Source organism: Micrococcus lylae (assembly GCF_900163825.1).
Lineage (GTDB): Bacteria > Actinomycetota > Actinomycetes > Actinomycetales > Micrococcaceae > Micrococcus > Micrococcus lylae.
In genome coordinates, this window is record NZ_FUKP01000038.1 from 12,502 (window position 1) to 30,925 (window position 18,424).

Here is an 18,424-nt window from a genome sequence, read left to right on the forward strand (position 1 = left end):
CTCGCCTGCACCGTCCGGGGCGCACAGTAGGCTGGACAGGCTTCGTTGCCCACCGAAAGGCCCGCCCCGTGCCCGCCAGATCCGAGTACAACGCCCGCCACCTCTCCGTGTTGGAGGGGCTCGAGGCCGTGCGCAAGCGCCCCGGCATGTACATCGGCTCCACCGACTCCCGCGGCCTGATGCACTGCCTGTGGGAGATCATCGACAACTCGGTGGACGAAGCCCTGGCCGGCTACGGCTCCTCGATCGAGATCACGCTGCACCCGGACGGTTCGGTGGAGGTCGAGGATTCCGGCCGCGGCATCCCCGTGGACGTCGAGCCCCGCACCGGCCTGTCCGGCGTGGAGGTCGTCTTCACCAAGCTGCACGCCGGCGGCAAGTTCGGCGGCGGCTCCTACGCGGCCTCCGGCGGCCTGCACGGCGTGGGCGCCTCGGTGGTGAACGCGCTGTCCTCCCGCCTGGACGTCCACGTCTCGCGCGGCGGCAAGGTGCATCGCATGTCCTTCCGCCGCGGAGTGCCGGGCACCTTCCAGGACGGCTCCCGCCCGAGCCCGGAGGCGCCGTTCGCCGAGAGCACCGAGGTCACCCCGCTCGAGGTCGTCGGCAGGGCCAAGCGCGGTGTCACCGGCACCCGGGTCCGCTACTGGGCGGACGAACAGGTGTTCACTCCGGACGCCCGCTTCTCCGTGGAGGAGCTGCAGGCCCGCGCCCGCCAGACCGCCTACCTGATCCCGGGCCTGCGCATCACGGTGCGGGACCTGCGCCGGCTCAAGGGCACGCCGGGGGAACAGGGCCCGCATGAGGAGGTCTTCCAGTACGACGGCGGCATCGCCGAGTTCGCCGAGCACCTCACCCCGGCCTCGCCCGTCACAGATGTGTGGCGCCTGCAGGGCTCCGGCACGTTCTCCGAGCGCGTCCCCGTGCTGGGCGCGGACGGCCGCACCCAGATGAAGGACGTGGATCGCACCTGCGAGGTGGACGTGGCCCTGCGCTGGGACGTGGGCTACGAGACCACGTTCCGCTCCTTCGTGAACATCATCGCCACCCCCAAGGGCGGCACCCACCAGTCCGGCTTCGAGGCAGCGCTTCTGAAGACCTTCCGCGACCAGGTCGCCGCGAACGCCCGCAAGCTCAAGGCCGGCACCGACAAGCTGGAGAAGGACGACGTCCTCGCCGGCCTCACCGCGGTGCTCACCGTGCGCCTGGCCGAGCCGCAGTTCGAGGGCCAGACGAAGGAGGTGCTCGGCACCCCGGCCGTGCGCCGCATCGTCAGCAACGTGGTCTCCAAGGAGCTCGCAGCCCTGCTGAAGTCCGGCGCCCGAACCCAGAGGCAGCAGTCCGCCGCGGTGCTGGAGAAGGTCGTGGCGGAGATGAAGTCCCGCATCGCGGCCCGCACCCACAAGGAGAACCAGCGCCGCAAGAACGCGCTCGAGTCCTCCTCCATGCCGTCGAAGCTGGCCGACTGCCGCACCAACGACGTCACCTCCTCCGAGCTGTTCATCGTGGAGGGCGACTCGGCGCTGGGCACCGCGAAGCTGGCCCGCTCCTCGGACTTCCAGGCGCTGCTGCCGATCCGCGGCAAGATCCTCAACGTCCAGAAGGCCTCGGTGGGGGACATGCTCTCCAACGCCGAATGCTCCGCGCTGATCCAGGTGGTCGGCGGCGGCGCCGGCCGCTCCTTCGACCTGGACGCCGCCCGCTACGGCAAGGTCATCCTCATGACCGATGCGGACGTGGACGGCGCCCACATCCGTACCCTGCTGCTCACCCTGTTCTTCCGCTACATGCGGCCGCTGGTGGAGGCAGGCCGCGTCTACGCCGCCGTCCCGCCGCTGCATCGCGTGGAGGTCGTGGCCCGCGGCACGAAGGAGCGCGAGGTCGTCTACACGTACTCCGAGAAGGAGCTGGCGCAGCTGCTGGCCCGCCTCGAGTCGGAGGGCCGCAGCTACAAGGAGCCGATCCAGCGCTACAAGGGCCTGGGCGAGATGGACGCGGACCAGCTGGCGGAGACCACCATGGACCCGCGCCACCGCATGCTGCGCCGCGTGCGCATCAGCGAGTTCGAGGCCGCGGAGAAGGTCTTCGACCTGCTCATGGGCTCCTCCGTGGCACCGCGCAAGGAGTTCATCGTCTCCAACGCGGACGAGCTGGACGCCGAGCGCATCGATGCCTGAGGACGCGGTGCGGTGGACCCGGCGGCCGGTGGGGCCCCTCGGGTGGGGGACATGAGCTTCGCCGCCGTGACAGAGCCTTCCGTGCTCAGACGATTGACGGTCGCCTCCGTGTGCGTCGGCGTCGCGTTGACGAGCGCCGGCCTCCGCGCGCTGGTGGGGGACTGGCCCGCCCTGGCGGGCATGGTGGTGGCGATGGTCGTCGCCGTCGTGGCCCTGCTCCCCGTGCAGCGGCGGTTCAGCGAGCTCCGGGCGGCCGGCGGTTCGGCGTCCCAGGACACGGTGCCCGCCGCGGCCGCGCTCGCCCTGGCGTTCGGGGCGGCCATCGGACCGGCTCTGATCGCGGGACTGCCGGGCGGGACGTTACAGGTCGCGGCGGCCGTGGCGCTGGGCACCGTCGTCGGCGTCCTCTTCCACCGGAGCTACCGTGCAGTGCTGCTCGACTCGCCCGCCGACCGGTGAGGCCGGGCGCCGCCCCGTGACGGGAACGCGGCGCCTCAGCCTCCGGCCGCCGGTCAGTCGACGGGGCTGACCCGGATGAGGTTGCCGTCGGGGTCGGCGATCACGAAGGTGCGGCCGAACACCTCGTCGTAGGGCCCTTCGACCACCCGCACGCCCTTGGCGGCCCACCGCCGGTACACCTCGTCGACGGCCGACGCCGGGCCGGGGACCATGAGTCCGACCTCGCTCGTCCGAGGCGTGCCGGCGACCGCGTTCTCGCTGCGGCCGGTCCAGATGGCGAACAGCACTCCCGGGGCCACCTCGAAGGCGACATAGCGGGGGCTGGTGAAGGTCGGTTCGATCTCGAACAGGTCGCTGTAGAAGGCGGTGGACCGCTCGGCGTCGCTCACGTAGTTCAGGAACAGGTTGGGTGCCGTCATGGTGGCTCCTCGGATCGGTGGTTCAGGAGCCACCATTCGAGCAGGGAAACATGACATCTGCTGTCATGCTTCTGGCAGGATCGGCCTATGAGGTCCTCCCGGCTGCTGTCGATCCTGTTGCTCCTGCAGACACATGAGCGGATGACGAGCGCCGAACTGGCCCGTCGCCTCGAGGTGTCCTCGCGCACCATCCTCCGGGACGTTGTGGCACTGTCGGCCGCGGGTGTGCCCATCCACACGGAACAGGGCCGCGGCGGAGCGATCGTGCTGGACCGCCGGGCACGGCTGGACGTGGCACGCCTCGATCCGGGCGAACTGCAGGTGCTGACCGCGGCCGGCCCGGATGCCGAGCTGCTGAACCAGATCGGACTCAAGGCGCACCAGGTGAGTGCCCAGGAGAAACTGACGGCCGTGGCCCTCCGGGGACGGGCGCCCGAGACGACACCGCTGTCCGAGGTCCTGCTCATCGACCCCACCGGGTGGTTCACCGTGGGGCAGGAGCAAGACCTGAGCGATCTTCTCACCGCCGCGCGCCGGCGACGACGCATCCGCCTGCGTTACCGCCGCAGCGGTCAGGCCGACGGGACCTGGCTCACCGCGGATCCGTACGGCCTCGCGAACAAGGCTGGCGCGTGGTACCTCGTGGCCGACGTCGGCGGCGCGCCCCGCATGTTCCATGCCGGCCGCATCGACCGGTACGAGGCCCTCACGGACGACGCGGTGCTGCGCCCCGGCAGCGATCTGCGATCGGTCTGGCACGAGCTGGTCACCGGACTCTCACCGACCCCCGGCGTCGAGGTGCAGGCGATGCTGCGCTCGACCCGTCTGGACCTGGCGCGGCGGATCCTCGGAACCCGGCTGGTCGCCGCGGGTGTCCCGGAGGAAGGCTGGACCCCGATCACCGTCCACTATTCGGATGTGGAATCGGTGCGTCAGCTGCTCCAGTTCGGCGACCACATCCGCCTCCTCAGTCCTCCCGGGGCGATCGAGCGCTTCCGTGAGATCGCCGCGCAGATCGTGCAGGCACACGCCGGCGGCGTGACCGACCCGCGGCCCAGCGCCGGCGGTAGGACGCGGCCGGGACGGCCCGGCGCGGAGACTCAGCGCTCGGCGTAGTGCTCGGCGACGCGTTCGAGGCCCTCGTCGATGCTCACCCGGGGACGCCAGTCCAGGACCTCGCGGGTCCGGCGCTGGTCGAACCAGTGGGAGGTGGACAGCTGCTCGGCGAGGAACTCGGTGAGCGGCGGTTCGCCGTCGGCGGTGGCACGGCGCATGCCGAAGAGGTTCCGCTCCCACGCGCGCTCGACGAGGGCGCCGGCGCGGCGGGCCACGCCCGCGGGCAGGCGCAGGCGGGGCGGGGCGGCACCGCCGGCCATGGCGATGCGGGTGATGAGCTCGCCCACCGGGCGCGGCTCCCCGTTGGTGACCACGAGGGACTCGCCGTGCGTGTGGTCCGCGGCGGTTACGGCGGCCAGGACGGCCTCGACGGCGTTCCAGGTGTAGAGGGTGTCGACGAGGGCGGCGCCGGAGCCGAGCACCGGCATGCGGCCGGCGCGGGCCCGCTGCACGATGCGGTCGGTCAGCTGCATGTCTCCGGGACCCCACATCAGGTGCGGGCGCAGGGCGAGCACGTGGAAGGACGGCGAGTCGGCGGACAGCGCGATCAGCTCGCCGGCGGCCTTGGTGCGGGCATAGGGTCCCCGCGCGGCGGCCGGGTCGGCCGGGCCGGCCCCCTCACCGACGATCGAGCTGCCGGCGTGCGCCACGGACGGTGAGGAGATGTGCACCATGCGGCTGACGCCGGCGTCCCTGGCGGCCTCCACCACGTACTGGGTGCCGGCGACGTTGACGAGCTCGAACTCCTCCTCGCGGCCGGACACCGAGACCTTGGCGGCCACGTGCACGACCGTGTCCACACCGTCCATGGCGCGGGCGACCGCCTCGGGGTCCGCCACGGAGCCGCGGACGTCCTCGGCGCCCTCGACGCCGGAGGGGCGGCGCTGGAGGGTGACGACCTCGGAGCCGGAGGCGAGCAGCGCCCGCGCCACGCCCTGGCCCAGGATGCCGGAGGCGCCGGTGACGAGGACGCGGTGCGCCTCGGGCTGCTCGAAGACCTGAGGAGTGCCCAGCGCGTCGAGCTCGACCTCGAATCCCATGCGTGACATCAGGGACGGCCCACCTTTCCGCCGGCCAGCACGTGCTCGGCCCACCGGGCCATGCGGGCACGGTCGATCTTGGAGTTGTGTCGGATGTCCGTGGGGATGGCCTCCGTGACGAGGACGGCGGAGACGGCCAACGGCGCCACGGCCGCACGGACCTGGGTCGCAAGCTCGGCGGGGGCCAGACCCGGCTTCGGGCGGCCGTCCCGCAGGTGACCGGCACGCTTCTCCGGACGGGTCGCAGGCTTCGCCGCCTCCACGCAGACCACCAGCGCCTGGGTGCCGGCGGGGCCCACGCCGACGACCGCGCAGCGGTCGACCGGGCCGAGGGCGTCGATGGCGGCCTCCGGGCCCACCGGTGCGACCGGGCCGTGAGGGGTGGACATGACGTGCTGCAGACGGCCCTCGATCCAGAGGCGCCCCTCGGCGTCGACGTGGCCGACGTCGTTGGTGCGGTGCCACACGCGCCCGCCGCCGCCGAACAGGCTGTCCCGCTTGGACTGCTGGTCCGTGTACCAGAGGGCGTCGTAGCGCTCCTTCAGATGCGGCGCCGAGACGACGACCTCGCCCAGCACGCCCCAGCCGGACTCGCGGTCCAGGATGACCTCCTCCGCGGAACCGTCCTCCAGCAGCGGGGCGATCGCGACCTCCACGGTCTCGATGGGGGTGCCGACGCACACGCCGGCGTCCTTGGCGTGCACGAGCTCCTGGACGGTGTCCGCGTCGATGTCCGTGAGCAGCAGGCCCTCGGTCATGCCGTAGGGGGAGTGGACCTGCGCGTTCGGAACGAGCGCGGTCACCTGGCGCATCAGGGACGGCGGGACGGGGGCCCCGGCGGAGAGGACCAGACGGATCCGGTCGAGGACGGCGTGCCCGGCCTCGTCCAGCTCGTCGGCCGTGGCCACGACGTTGCGCAGTGCGGCGGGGGAGGCGAACAGCACGGTGGACTGGCCTGCCTCTGCGGCTTCGGCGAGGCCGCGGGCCGTCAGCGTGGCCGGCTTGGTGACGTCCATGTCCGGGGACACGGAGGTGGCGCCCAGGGCAGGGCCCAGCAGCGCGAACGGCGCGAACCCGGCGAGCAGGGACGAGCCCGGCTCGATGCCGAGCGTGCGGCGAATGCGCCGCACCAGGTGGCCCAGGCGGCCGTGGGTGTAGACGACGCCCTTGGCCGGACCGGTGGAGCCGGAGGTGAACAGGACGGCGGCCTCCTGGTGCTCCTCGGGGACCGGCAGGATCTGGCCCTGCTCGTCCACGGGGCCGACGCGGTGCGGGTCGCGGTGGCGCTCCACCATGGCGTAGAGGCTGTCCTCCACGTTGAGCAGGGAGCGCTGGGCGGCCCCCAGCGTGGCCACGGAGAAGCGGGTGCCCGGCCAGGACTGCGCCCGGGCGAGGGTGAGGCCGGGGGTCTGACCGATGATCCACTTCGGGCGGGCGGACTTCATGGCCCGGGTCATGCCCTTGATGCCCAGGCCCTGGTCCGCGACGACGGCCACGGCGCCCAGGCGCAGCACGGCGTAGAGGGCGGCGGTGAGGTCCCGGCCCGGCGGCACGAGCATGGAGACGCGGTCCCCCGGACGGACCCCCGCGGCCCACAGGCCGGTGGCGATCGCCGAGACCATCTCCTGCAGCTCGCCCCAGCTCACGGCCACGGGGCGGCGCTTCCGGCGCACGATCGCTCGGGAGCTGGCGGCGCCGGTCATGTCCACCAGGGCGGTGGCGTCGCGGTTGTAGGCCTCCGGGGCGCCCCATTCCTCCAGCTGGTCCCACAGGCGACGGCGTCCGGAGGACGGGGAGGTGGGCTGCACCGGGGCGGCGGGGACGTCCTGGCCGGAGGGCGCGGTGCCGTCGTCGTCCTCCTCACCGGCTGAGACGTGGGACTCGAGGTCCTCCAGGTGCAGGGACGTGGTGGACGGGTGCGCCTCGTAGCGCAGCTCGGGCTCCGGCAGGGACACGGGCAGGCCCGATCCCGGGGAGGAGAGCATGCCGGTGTCCAGCAGCTCCAGCCACGTGAGGACGGGTCCGGTCAGGTCCCGGTCCTCGATGAGCAGGTGGCCGGCCTCCTCGTAGCGGTGCACACGGGCGGCCGGAAGGCGGTCGCGCAGGTCGTCGAGGTAGCGGTCGAGGAAGACGGGGTCGTCTGCGCCCCACAGGATCAGGGCGGGAACGTCGGCGGCGCCCAGGGCGGACACGCCTGCGGAGACCTCCTGCAGCGCGGGGTGGGAGCCGTGCTCGGCGGTGGCGGGGATGTCCGCCACGAAGCCGCCCACGCCGCCGCGGCGGTCCGCAGAGGTGTACGGCAGGTGATAGGCGGCGCGCACCGCGCGGGACAGCTGCGGGCTGGCCAGGGACGTGGTGACGGAGACGAACGCGTCCGTGGCCACGGTCGAGTTGGCCAGCAGGGGGCCGGCGAGGGCGGCCTGCAGCGGCACCGGGATGGGGGCGCCCTCCGGCTGGTGGACGGCGGTGTTCAGCGTCATCACACCGGACAGCAGCTCGGCGTGGCGGCCGGCCCAGCCCAGGGAGACGACGCCGCCCCAGTCGTGGCCGATCGTCACGAGGCGGTGGCCGGCGGCCACGAGGCCGGGCAGCTCCAGGGCGTCGGTGATCGCGGTGAGGTCGTCCAGGCGGGCGGCGAGGCCGCGGTAGTCCGAGCCGGCGGTGCCCATCGTCTCCGGGCGGGGCATCTGCGCGTGGGGAAGGCGCTCGGAGAAGCCCATGTCCAGCTGGTCCGGGGCGATCACGCGCCAGGCGGTGCCGCCGGCGCGGGCCTGGTCCACGGTGGCGCGCATGAGCGAGCGCCACAGGTAGGACCAGGTCGGGTTGCCGTGGACGGCGAGGATGGTGCCGTGCACCTCCACGCCCATCGCGGCCAGGGCCGGGCCGGTGTCTGCGATGTGGAAGGTGCGGACGGTGCCGGCCGGGTCCGCGGGGGACTGGACCGTGAGCAGGCGGGACCACTGCGGGTCCCACCCGGGCATCCTGTCGATCGGGGGGATGGTCGCTGCGGCTGCGGGGATGCTCACGGCGTGGTCCTCCTTCTCACCACTGGATCTCGAGCATGGCGGTGTTCAGTCCGGAGCCGACGCCGAGGCAGAGGACCTTGTCCCCGCGCTCGAGGGTGTCCTGCTCGCGGACGAGGGTGATGGGCAGGGACGCCGGGCCGATGTTGCCGAGCGTCGGGAAGGTGGTGGGGACGCGGTCGAGGTCCAGGCCGGCGGCCTCCGCGATCGCGTTGGTGTGCAGCTGGGAGACCTGGTGGGTGATGAACCGGTCCGCGTCCTTCCAGCCCCAGTCGGCGGGCGCGTCGTTCCAGGCGTCCATGACGAGCTCGAGGCCGCCGTCGAGCAGGCCGGTGGAATCGGTGTACATGCCGTTGTGGTCGCCCACGCAGAGCAGGTGGTGCTCGGAACCGGCGCGGGTGACGCCGCGGACGATGCGATGGCTCTCCGGGTGCTCCTCGGCGGAGCCGATCACCGCGCCGGCGGCGCCCGAACCGAGGGTGAGGGAGGCGAACTGCTCCATGAAGTTGCCGCGGTTGGTCTGCGGGGAGTGCAGGTTCTCCACGGTGGCGTCCTGGACCTTGAGGGCGTCCTCTCCGGCCACGACCACGGCGTAGTCGACCTGGCCGGCGTCCACGAGGGAGGAGGCCAGCATGATGCCGTTGACGAAGCCGAGGCAGGCGTTGGTGATGTCGAAGTTCACCGCGGAGGTCGGCAGGCCCATCATGTGGTGGACGCCGACGGCCACGGACGGCTCGAGGGTGGCGCGGGTGACCGAGGTGTTGACGATCAGGCCGACCTGGTCCGGGCGCACCCCCGCGGCCTCGAGGGCGGCGGTGCCGGCGCGGGCGGCGGCCTCCTGGAAGTCGCCCGGCCTGTCCCAGTTGCGGCGGGCGCGGACGCCGGCCACGCGCTGCAGCAGCCCCTTGGGCAGCTTGAGGCGCTTGAGGACGTCGTCCAGACGGACGTCCAGCTCATCGGAGGTGAGCTCGTTCGGGGCCTCGACCTCGGTCACCGCCAGGAGGGCGGCGCGGGAGTACTCGAAGCTGGCGTTGCCGGACACGTTCGGTTACCTGGGCCAATCTGCTCGGGGCACGTCTGCTCGGCCCGCCGAGCGGGCAGGCCGGAGAACGAGTCTATCCCCCGGGGGGACCGAGGACCTCAGGAGGGTGATCGGAGCCACTCGACACATGCCTGACCGGTGATGGCCCAGGGGTATCCTGAGAACGTCCCACACCGTGGAATCACGTCTCTGCGCTGGAGTCTCACAGTATGGATCCCCTGGAACTCGCCCGCTGGCAGTTCGGCATCACGACCGTCTACCACTTCCTCATGGTCCCGCTCACGATCGGCCTCGGCCTGCTCGTGGCGGTCCTGCAGACCGCCTGGTTCGCCACCGGAAAGGAGGCGTATCTGCGCATGACGAAGTTCTGGGGAAAGCTCTTCCTCATCAACTTCATCATGGGTGTGGCCACGGGCATCGTGCAGGAGTTCCAGTTCGGGATGGCCTGGTCCGAGTACTCCCGCTTCGTGGGCGACGTGTTCGGCGCCCCGCTGGCCATGGAGGCGCTCATCGCGTTCTTCCTGGAGTCCGTGTTCCTGGGCGCCTGGATCTTCGGCTGGAAGACGCTGCCGAAGGCCGTCCACCTCGCCGCACTCTGGCTGGCCGTGATCGGCGCCCACTTCTCCGCGTTCTTCATCATGGCGGCCAACGCCTTCATGCAGCATCCGGTGGGATACCGGGTCGTGGACGGACGCCCGGTGCTGGACGACATCGGCGCGGTGCTGACCAACCCGATCCTGCTGACCCACTTCCCGCACACCCTCATGGGCGCCTACGCCGTCGGCGGGGGCTTTCTGCTCGGCATCTCCTGGTACCACCTGTGGCGACGACGTGCCGACGGCATCGACACCGTGGACGCGGACGGCCGTGTGGTGGTGGGAGAGACCGGCTCGGCCGCCCGTGACCGCCAGGACCACACCGTCTGGCTCCGCTCCCTGCGGATCGGCGCCGTGGTCGCGATCATCGGGTTCGTCGGCACCGCCTTCACCGGCCACGCGCAGGCTCAGCAGATGATCGAGAACCAGCCGCTGAAGATGGCCTCCGCGGAGGCGGCCTGCCACGACGGCACCGCATTCTCCGTCTTCTCCTTCGCCGACCTCTCCAACCGCTCGGGCGCCACCACCTGCGACGACGTCGTCGGAGTGGTCGAGATCCCGGGCCTGCTGTCCTACCTCGCCTATGAGGACTTCACGACCCCGGTGAAGGGGGTCACCACCCTCATCCCCGAGTACGAGCAGAAGTACGGCACCCACCTGCCGGACGACCCCATGTACGGCGAGCGCGCCGGCATGCAGATCGACTACCAGCCGCTCATGGAGGTCACCTACTGGGGCTTCCGTCTGATGATCACCTTCGGCGGCCTCGCAGCGCTCGCGGCCGCCTGCGCCCTGTGGATGACGCGCAAGGGGACGGTGCCAGCCAGCCGGAACTGGATGCGCGTGGCCGTGCTGTCCATCGGAGGCTCCTTCGGAGCGAACATGGCCGGCTGGGTGTTCACCGAGATGGGCCGCCAACCGTTCGTCGTGGCCCCGAACCCCGCCCTGCCCGCCGGCGACCAGGTGTTCATGTTCACCGCCGCGGCGGTGTCCCCGGGCGTCGACGGGTTCGAGATCCTCGTGTCCCTGATCGTCTTCGCCCTGCTCTACGGCACGCTGCTCGTGGTCGAGGTCGTCCTGCTGGCCCGCTATGTGCGCGGCGGTGTGCCCGCCGGCATGCCGGAGCTCACCGCACACGAGCACGCGGACCCCGCCGACCACGACCACGACGAGGACGACGTCCTCGCCTTCGCCTACTGACCCGCGATCGGGACCCAAGGAGAACGTCACCATGGCAGAGACCCTGCCCACCATCTGGTTCGCCCTCATCGGAGTCCTCTGGCTCGGCTACCTGCTGCTCGAGGGCTTCGACCTCGGCGTCGGGATGCTCATGCGCCTGTGGGCGCGGGACGAGCGCTCCCGGCGCCAGCTGCTCAACACCATCGGTCCCGTGTGGGACGGCAACGAGGTGTGGCTGCTCACCGCCGGCGGCGCGACCTTCGCGGCGTTCCCGCACTGGTACGCCTCGCTGTTCTCTGCCCTCTACCTGCCGCTGACGCTGACGCTGGTGGGACTGATCCTGCGCGCCGTGGCCATCGAGTACCGCGGCAAGGCGATCACCGACGCCGGGCGCGCCGTATGGGACGCCTGCCTGGCCGGCGGCTCGCTGCTGGCCGCCTTCACCGTGGGCGCCATGCTCGCCCTGACCACCACAGGCCTGCCGCTGGACGCCAACGGCGACCGCGTGGGCGGCCCCTTCGTCTGGATCACCCCGTACGCGCTGCTCGGCGGCGTGGCGGTGGTCCTCTACGCGATCGCCCAGGCATGGGCATTCCTCGGCCTGAAGACCGACGGCGCCGCGCGTGAGGCGGCCCGTCGGGTGCTGGGCCGCTGGCTCCCGGTGCTCGTGGCGCCGTTGGCCCTGTGGGTCGTGCTCGTGGTCGCCCGCCGCGGCGCCGTCCTGCCGTGGGTGCTCACCGTGCTCGCCGTGGTGGCCCTGGCGGCGGCCTGGATGTGGGCGCGTGCCGGCCGTGAGGGCCTGACGTTCGCCGCCATGGCGGGCTTCCTGGCCGCCGGCGTGGCCGCGCTGTTCACCGCCGTCTACCCGGTGGTGCTGCCCTCCACCATCGACCCCGCGTACAGCCTCACCGTGGAGAACGCCTCGTCGGGTGCCTACACGCTCACCGTCATGGCGTGGGTGACGGTCGTCTTCGTGCCGATCGTCCTGGCCTACACCGCCTGGTCCTACTGGACCTTCCGCCGCCGCATCGCCGTCACCCACATCCCCACGGCCCACGCGGTCCGCCCGGTGTGAGTCGTCCCGACGATGGCCGGGCACCCCGGTCTTCCGGCCCCCTTCCCCGAGACTCCGCCTCCCGGCGGCTGCTGGTCCCCCTGCTGGGCTGCGCCGTGCTGCGTGCGGGCGGATGGATCCTGCTCGCCGAGGCGCTGACCCGGCTGCTGACCGGGCTGGCTGCGGCCCTGCCCGTCCCCGATGCCTCCGACCTGCTCGACCTGCTCCTGCGCCCGCCGGCCCCCGCCGGACCGGTGGAGGCGGACCAGGTCGGCCTCGCCCTGCTGCTGGGCGCGGCGGGCACCCTGCTGCGTGCGGCCGCGGAGGCGATCGCTCCGGCGCTGGGGCGCCGGACCTCCCTGCAGGTGCAGGCGGACCTGCGCCGTGCGCTGCTGCGGCGCCGCCTGGACGAGGCCGACGCCCTGGGCGAGGACGTGGGCCCGGACGCGGTGGTGGCGACCCGCGGCCTGGAGGGACTGGACGACTACCACGCGCGGGTGCTGCCCGCCCTGGCCGCGGCCGCGGTGGTCCCACCCGCGCTGATCGGGTGGGCGCTGCTGCGAGATCCGCTGTCCGCGCTGCTGCTGCTGCTCACCCTGCCGCTGGTGCCGTTGTTCATGGTCCTGATCGGCCGGCACACCGCCGAGCGCATCGCCGACTCCGCCGCGGGACTGGCCCGGCTCTCCTCCCAGCTGGCCGAGCTCGCCCGTGGGCTGCCGGTGCTCGTGGGCCTGCACCGGGCCGGGGTCCAGCGGCGCTCTCTGGAAAGGGTCTCCGAACGGCACCGGGCCGCCACGATGGGCACCCTGCGCACCGCGTTCGTCTCCGGCCTTGCGCTGGAGCTGATCGCCTCCCTGTCCGTCGCGGTCGTGGCCGTGGTGATCGGCGTGCGTCTGGTCTCCGGGAGCCTGGGGCTCGCGGAGGGGATGGTGGTCCTGGTCATGGCCGCCGAGGTCTACCTGCCGCTGCGGGACCTGGGTGCCGCCTTCCATGCCACCGAGGATGCCGAGGCGGCCCGGGACCGCATCGACGCCCGCCTGCACGAGCCGCTGCGTGTCCCCGCCCTGGACAGGCTGCGGGGCGCAGACGACGCAGGTGAGGACCCCGCGCAGCCGGTGCTGTCCCTGGACGGGCTGCGGATCGCCTACGGGGCCGGGCCATGTGTGGTGGACGGCCTCGACCTGTCCGTGCCCGCCGGCGAGGCCCGGGTGCTCTCGACCGGGTCCGGCACCGGCAAGTCCACCGTCCTGCACCTGCTGGCCGGGCTGCTCCGCGACGACGACGTCCGTGTGGCCGGCACGGTGCGCGCGCCCGAGCCCGGACGCGTCCTGTGGCTGGGGCAGCATCCGGAGTTCGCCGCTCCCACAGGCGCCGAGGAGCTGGCGTTGGCGGGGGCGGACCCGGTGCAGGCCCGGTCCGCTCTGGAGGCGGTGGGCCTTCGCGCGGACCTGGCGGAGCGCCCGGTCGACGACCTCAGCCCCGGGGAGCGGCGTCGTCTTGCCCTGGCCCGGCTGCTGGCCCGGCTCGCGCAGACGGACGACGACGCGGACGGCGCGCCTCGGCTGGTGCTGCTCGACGAGCCCACCGCCCACCTGGATGAGACGGCGGCGGACCGGGTGCGCCGACTGCTGCTGACGATCAGGACGGATCGGGTGCCCGGACTGTCCCTGCCGCCGGTCGCCCTGCTCATCGCATCCCACGACCCCGCCCTTGCCGGATCAGGGCGGCCGCCGACGGCCGCCGTGGCCGATGCCGGCATCGATGCGGCCGTCACCGGGCCGCCGGTCGCCTCCACCGCACAGCGTGTCCCGCGCGGGCGCCACGTCCTCCGGCTGCTGCCCTGGGGCGCCCGCAGGCTGTGGGCGTCGGTCGGCTGGGCCGTGGGCACCCACCTGTCCGCGGCGCTGCTGGCCGGTCTGTCCGGCTGGCTGATCGTCATGGCCGCCTATCAGCCGCCGATCCTGTACCTGCTGGCCGTGATCGTCCTGGTGCGGGCGTTCGGCGTGTCCCGCGGCGTCTGCCGCTACCTGGAGCGGCTGTCCGCCCACGACGCGGTGCTGGCGTGGGCGGGCCGGCTGCGTCTGCGGATCTGGGACCGCCTCGGCGCGGACCCCGCGGCCTTCCGCCGGCTCAGCCGGGCCGACGGGGCCCTGTCCGCGCTCGTCGCGGACGTCGACGCACTGCGCGACGCCGTGCCCCGCGTCCTCGTCCCGGTCCCGGCGGCGCTGCTGGCCTGGGCTGTCATGGCCGCGATCGTCTCCGTGCTGGCCCCCGGTCCGGCCGCGGCGGCCCTGCCCGTCGCGGCTGCTGGGCTGGTGCTGGTCCCCGCGGCGGTGCTGCTCGTCGACCGGGCCGCCTCCGGAGCCGCCGCCACGCGACGCTCGGCGCTGCTCGGACACGTCACCCGCCTGCTTCAGGCAGCGGCAGACCTGCACGCCAACGGCCTGGCAGAGTGCGCCCTGCAGAGGCTTGACCGGACCGCCGAGCAGCTGGACGCCCCGGCACGCCGCGCCTCCCGCGCGGCCGGGCTCGGGGCCGCCCTGGCCGTGGCCGCGTCCTCGGCGTCCGCCCTGGCCGCGGCCCAGGCCGCCCTGGACACCGGCACCGCCGCTCCGGCCGCGGCGTTGGCCGTCCTTATCGCCCTGAGCTGGGCCGAGCCGCTGGCCGCCCTGGGGACCGCGGCGGCGCAGCTGCCCGTGCTGCGGGATCGGGGCCGCGCCGTCGCGCCACTGCTGGCCGGGCCGGAGCCGACCGGATCGGGGCGTCCGACGTCCGCCGCCGCCGAGGCCGACACCGTCGTCGAGGCCGACACCGTCGTCGAGACCCTGCTGCTCGAGGACGCCGCCGCGTGGCATCCGGGGGCACAGGAGCCGGTCTGGACCGGCCTGGACCTTCGTGCTCGGCGGGGCGAGCGGATCGGGGTGGTGGGGCCGTCCGGCTCCGGCAAGTCCACGCTGCTGTCCGTGCTGCTCGGCCTGCTCCCGCCTGCCCAGGGCCGCTATGCGCTGCTCACCGCGGCGGAGTCGGAAGAGGTGGAGTCAAAGGAGGCGGGGCCGGAGCTCGGGCCCGGGACGGCCCCGGTGTGCCGGCCGGGCGCCGACGCGGCCGGCACGGGGCGCCGAGCCGAGGCCGGGCGCAGGCCCTCGGCGGACCGCCTGCGCCGGGTGGCGTGGACGCCGCAGGACGCGCTCGTGTTCGACTCCACCGTGCGCGGCAACCTGGCGCTGTCCCGAGACCCGCAGCAGGCCCCGGACGAGGAGGAGCTGACAGACGCCCTGCGCCGGGTCGGGCTGGACGGCTGGCTCGCGGCACAGCCGGACGGGCTGGACACCCGGGTCGGACCGGGCGGCCGGCGACTGTCCGGCGGGCAACGTCAGCGTCTCGCGGTGGCCCGGGCCCTGCTGGCCGGGGCGGATGTGGTCCTGTTGGACGAGCCGACGGCGCACCTCGGCCGCGACGAGGGCCACGCGCTCATGCAGGATCTGGTGGCGGGCCTGGGGGAGAGGATCACGGTGACGGTCACCCATGACGAGGCGCTGGTGGCGGACGCCGACGTGGTCCTGCGGCTCGGGGCCGAGCACGGCCACCGCCGGCGGTGACCCGACGCCGCGTCAGGGGCCGTCACGGCGCGCAGTGAGTCGTCGTCCACGCGCTCGGCAGGTCAGCCCCGGGTGCCGGAGCGGTGACCTGCACCGCGACGCTCACTCGGCCGAGACCTCCACCGCGTCGTCGGCCTCCGGGGCGGCGGCCACCAGGATCGGCGAGGCGCCGGAGCCGATCGCCTCGATCCTCTGGTCCACCGGGACGCCCGAGCCGTCGCGGCGGCCGAACTCGGTGGGCAGGGCGCGGGCGACGCCGGCCTTCGACGCGGCGAGGGCGGGGGAGGCGCCGGCCCAGGCCAGCACCACGGCGTTCTCGCCCTTGAGCATCCGGTGGGCGCGGACGCCGGCGGTGCCGCGGCCCTTGGTCGGGTACTCGCCGAGCGGGGTGACCTTCACGGACCCGGGCGCGGAGCCGAGCAGGTCGGACTGGCCGTCGGCCACGGTGACCACCACGGCCGGACGCTCGGAGGAGGACAGCTCGGCCTCGGGCACCACGGTGCCGGCCGGGGCGACGGCGAACGCGAGGACGGTGTCCTTGTCCGCCACACGCATGCCGGCCATGCCGCCGGCGGACGGGCCCTGCGGACGGACCAGCGAGGCCTCATAGTGCAGCAGCTGGCCGGCGGCGGTGACGAACACGAGGTGGTCCTCGTCCTGCACTGCGGGTGCGGCGCCCACCACGGCGTCCCTGTCCTTGAGGGTGATGGCCTCGAACACGTCCCGGTTCAGCGGCCACTGTGGGCGGACGCGCTTGACCACACCGCGGGCGGTGCCGATCGCCAGGACGGCGTCCAGGGGGACGAGGGCGACGAGGGACTCGCCGCGCTCGAGCGGGACGAACTCCTTGGCGGGCACGGACTCGGCCATGGCCGGGGAGGCGGAGGCCTCCGCGGCGGCGGGGATGTCCACGACCTGGAGGCGGTGGAGGCGGCCTGCGGAGGTGAGGGCACCGATCTCGCCGCGGGCCGTCGTCGGGACCACGGAGGTGTAGGAGTCGTGCTTGTGGCGGCGGCCGACAGGGGCGATCGGGGTCCGGTCCGCGGTGCGCAGCAGGCGGCCCGCGGTGGACAGCAGCACCCAGCAGGGGGTGTCCGCGACCATCATCGGGGACGCGACGGCCCCGGCCTCCTTCGCCGCCGGGGCGGAGGCGGTGGGGGAGGCGAGGTTCTCGGCGTCGAGCAGCCGGGTGCGGCGGTCGTCGCCGTACTCGGCCGCCACGTCCACCAGCTCGCCGGAGACGACCTCGCGCAGGCGGGCGTCCGAGGCGAGGATGGCCTCCAGCTCGGCGATCGCGGCGGCCAGCTCGTCCCGCTCTGCTTCGAGCTCGATGCGGGAGAACCTGGTCAGCTGGCGCAGGCGCAGCTCGAGGATGTGGTTGGACTGGACCTCGGTGAGGTCGAAGACCTGCATGAGGCGGGTGCGGGCCGCGGCGGCGTCGTCCGAGGTGCGGATGATCTCGATGACCTCGTCGATGTCGACCAGGGCCAGCAGCAGGCCCTCCACCAGGTGGAGCCGGTCCCTCTTCTTGCCGAGGCGGTACTCGGTCCGGCGGCGCACCACGGACAGGCGGTGGTCCACGTAGACCTGGAGCAGCTCCTTCAGCCCCAGGGTCTGCGGCTGGCCGTCCACGAGGGCCACGTTGTTGATGCCGAAGGTCTCCTCCAGCGGCGTGTGCTTGTAGAGCGCGGCGAGCACCGCCTGCGGGTTGAACCCGGACTTGAGCTCGATGACGAGCTTGAGGCCGTTCTTGCGGTCCGTCAGGTCGACGACGTCGGAGATGCCGGTGATCTTCTTGGCGTTGACGCCGTCCTTGATCCGCTCGATCACCTTCTCCGGGCCGACGCCGTACGGCAGCTCGGTGACCACGAGTCCGGTCTTGCGGGCGGTGACCTGCTCCACGGCGACGGTGGCGCGCATGCGGAAGGAGCCGCGGCCGGTGGCGTAGGCGTCCTTCACCCCGTCCAGGCCCACGATCCGTCCGCCCGACGGCAGGTCCGGGCCGGGGACGTGCTCCATCAGGTCCGCGAGCTCCGCGTCCGGGTGCTCGAGCAGGTGGCGGGCCGCGGCGACGACCTCACGCAGGTTGTGCGGGGCCATGTTGGTGGCCATGCCCACCGCGATGCCGGAGGCCCCGTTGACCAGCAGGTTCGGGTAGGCCGACGGCAGGACGCCGGGCTGGGTGAACTGGTTGTCGTAGTTCGGGACGAAGTCGACCGTGTCCTCGTCCAGGTCGGCGGTCATCGCCAGCGCCGCCGGAGCCATGCGGGCCTCGGTGTAGCGCGGGGCCGCCGGACCGTCGTCGAGCGAGCCGAAGTTGCCGTGGCCGTCCACCACCGGCAGGCGCAGGGAGAACGGCTGGGCCATGCGCACCATGGCGTCGTAGATCGCGCCGTCGCCGTGGGGGTGCAGCTTGCCCATCACCTCGCCGACCACGCGCGCCGACTTCACATGCCCCTTGTCCGGGCGCAGCCCCATCTGGGACATCATGAACAGGATGCGCCGCTGGACCGGCTTCAGTCCGTCGCGGGCGTCCGGCAGGGCGCGGGAGTAGATCACCGAGTACGCGTACTCGAGGAACGAGCCCTCCATCTCCTGCGCGACGTCGACGTCGACGATGTTCTCCTGCTCCACGGGAACGGGCTGCGGGGCGTCGCCACCGGCCGAGCGGGAACGGGTCGATCGGGCTGTCATGGTGCTTCGGGAGTCCTCAACGGTTCGGA

The 18,424-nt window shown here is 73.1% G+C and carries 11 protein-coding genes; 6 read left to right on the top strand and 5 right to left on the bottom strand.

What is annotated here, in order from left to right:
- Positions 1–68: 68 nt before the first annotated feature.
- Together FM125_RS05530 and FM125_RS05535 are read left to right on the top strand one after the other, a co-directional pair.
- Positions 69–2,174, top strand: coding sequence for a DNA gyrase/topoisomerase IV subunit B (locus tag FM125_RS05530; protein WP_087133906.1), 2,106 nt, complete (start codon positions 69–71; stop codon positions 2,172–2,174).
- Between the two features lie 51 nt (positions 2,175–2,225).
- Entirely contained in the window at positions 2,226–2,633 is a 408-nt protein-coding gene (locus FM125_RS05535) for a hypothetical protein (RefSeq protein WP_143745234.1), read from the top strand.
- Positions 2,634–2,686: 53 nt separating this feature from the next.
- On the opposite strand, the gene FM125_RS05540 is transcribed toward FM125_RS05535, so the two are convergent.
- Positions 2,687–3,052, bottom strand: a complete 366-nt coding sequence (locus FM125_RS05540; protein WP_067188612.1) for a VOC family protein — start codon at positions 3,050–3,052, stop codon at positions 2,687–2,689.
- An 87-nt stretch (positions 3,053–3,139) separates the two neighbouring features.
- Here FM125_RS05540 and FM125_RS05545 point away from each other — a divergent pair, with 87 nt between their 5' ends.
- Complete coding sequence (locus tag FM125_RS05545) at positions 3,140–4,168, top strand: helix-turn-helix transcriptional regulator (RefSeq protein WP_087133907.1); 1,029 nt, start codon at positions 3,140–3,142, stop codon at positions 4,166–4,168.
- Here the strand turns inward: FM125_RS05545 and FM125_RS05550 are convergent.
- The 3 genes from FM125_RS05550 to FM125_RS05560 form a co-directional block, all read right to left on the bottom strand.
- Complete coding sequence (locus tag FM125_RS05550) at positions 4,153–5,217, bottom strand: NAD-dependent epimerase/dehydratase family protein (RefSeq protein ID WP_067188610.1); 1,065 nt, start codon at positions 5,215–5,217, stop codon at positions 4,153–4,155. The two genes, FM125_RS05545 and FM125_RS05550, sit on opposite strands and share 16 nt — an antisense overlap.
- Positions 5,217–8,189 carry an alpha/beta fold hydrolase gene (locus FM125_RS05555; protein WP_087133923.1) on the bottom strand — a complete coding sequence of 991 codons (2,973 nt, stop codon included), beginning with the start codon at positions 8,187–8,189 and terminating at the stop codon, positions 5,217–5,219. The genes FM125_RS05550 and FM125_RS05555 overlap by 1 nt, the downstream gene beginning before the upstream one ends.
- 61 nt (positions 8,190–8,250) lie before the next feature.
- Positions 8,251–9,273, bottom strand: a complete 1,023-nt coding sequence (locus FM125_RS05560) for a 3-oxoacyl-ACP synthase III (protein WP_087133908.1) — start codon at positions 9,271–9,273, stop codon at positions 8,251–8,253.
- 209 nt (positions 9,274–9,482) lie between these two features.
- Between FM125_RS05560 and FM125_RS05565 the strand changes: the two genes are divergently transcribed.
- Genes FM125_RS05565 through FM125_RS05575 form a run of 3 tightly spaced genes read left to right on the top strand, consistent with a single transcriptional unit; the run spans position 9,483 to position 15,701 of the window.
- Positions 9,483–11,069 (top strand): cytochrome ubiquinol oxidase subunit I, encoded by a 1,587-nt coding sequence (locus FM125_RS05565; protein ID WP_087133909.1) that lies wholly within the window; start codon positions 9,483–9,485, stop codon positions 11,067–11,069.
- A 31-nt stretch (positions 11,070–11,100) separates the two neighbouring features.
- Positions 11,101–12,123 carry a cytochrome d ubiquinol oxidase subunit II gene (gene cydB, locus FM125_RS05570; protein WP_087133910.1) on the top strand — a complete coding sequence of 341 codons (1,023 nt, stop codon included), beginning with the start codon at positions 11,101–11,103 and terminating at the stop codon, positions 12,121–12,123.
- Positions 12,120–15,701 (top strand): ABC transporter ATP-binding protein/permease, encoded by a 3,582-nt coding sequence (locus FM125_RS05575; protein WP_219337028.1) that lies wholly within the window; start codon positions 12,120–12,122, stop codon positions 15,699–15,701. Before cydB ends, FM125_RS05575 begins: the two co-directional genes overlap by 4 nt.
- A gap of 102 nt (positions 15,702–15,803) precedes the next feature.
- Here FM125_RS05575 and FM125_RS05580 read toward each other — a convergent pair whose 3' ends face one another.
- A complete protein-coding gene (locus FM125_RS05580; RefSeq protein WP_087133912.1) occupies positions 15,804–18,395 on the bottom strand; it encodes a DNA gyrase/topoisomerase IV subunit A in 2,592 nt (863 codons plus the stop codon).
- Between the last annotated feature and the right edge of the window lie 29 nt (positions 18,396–18,424).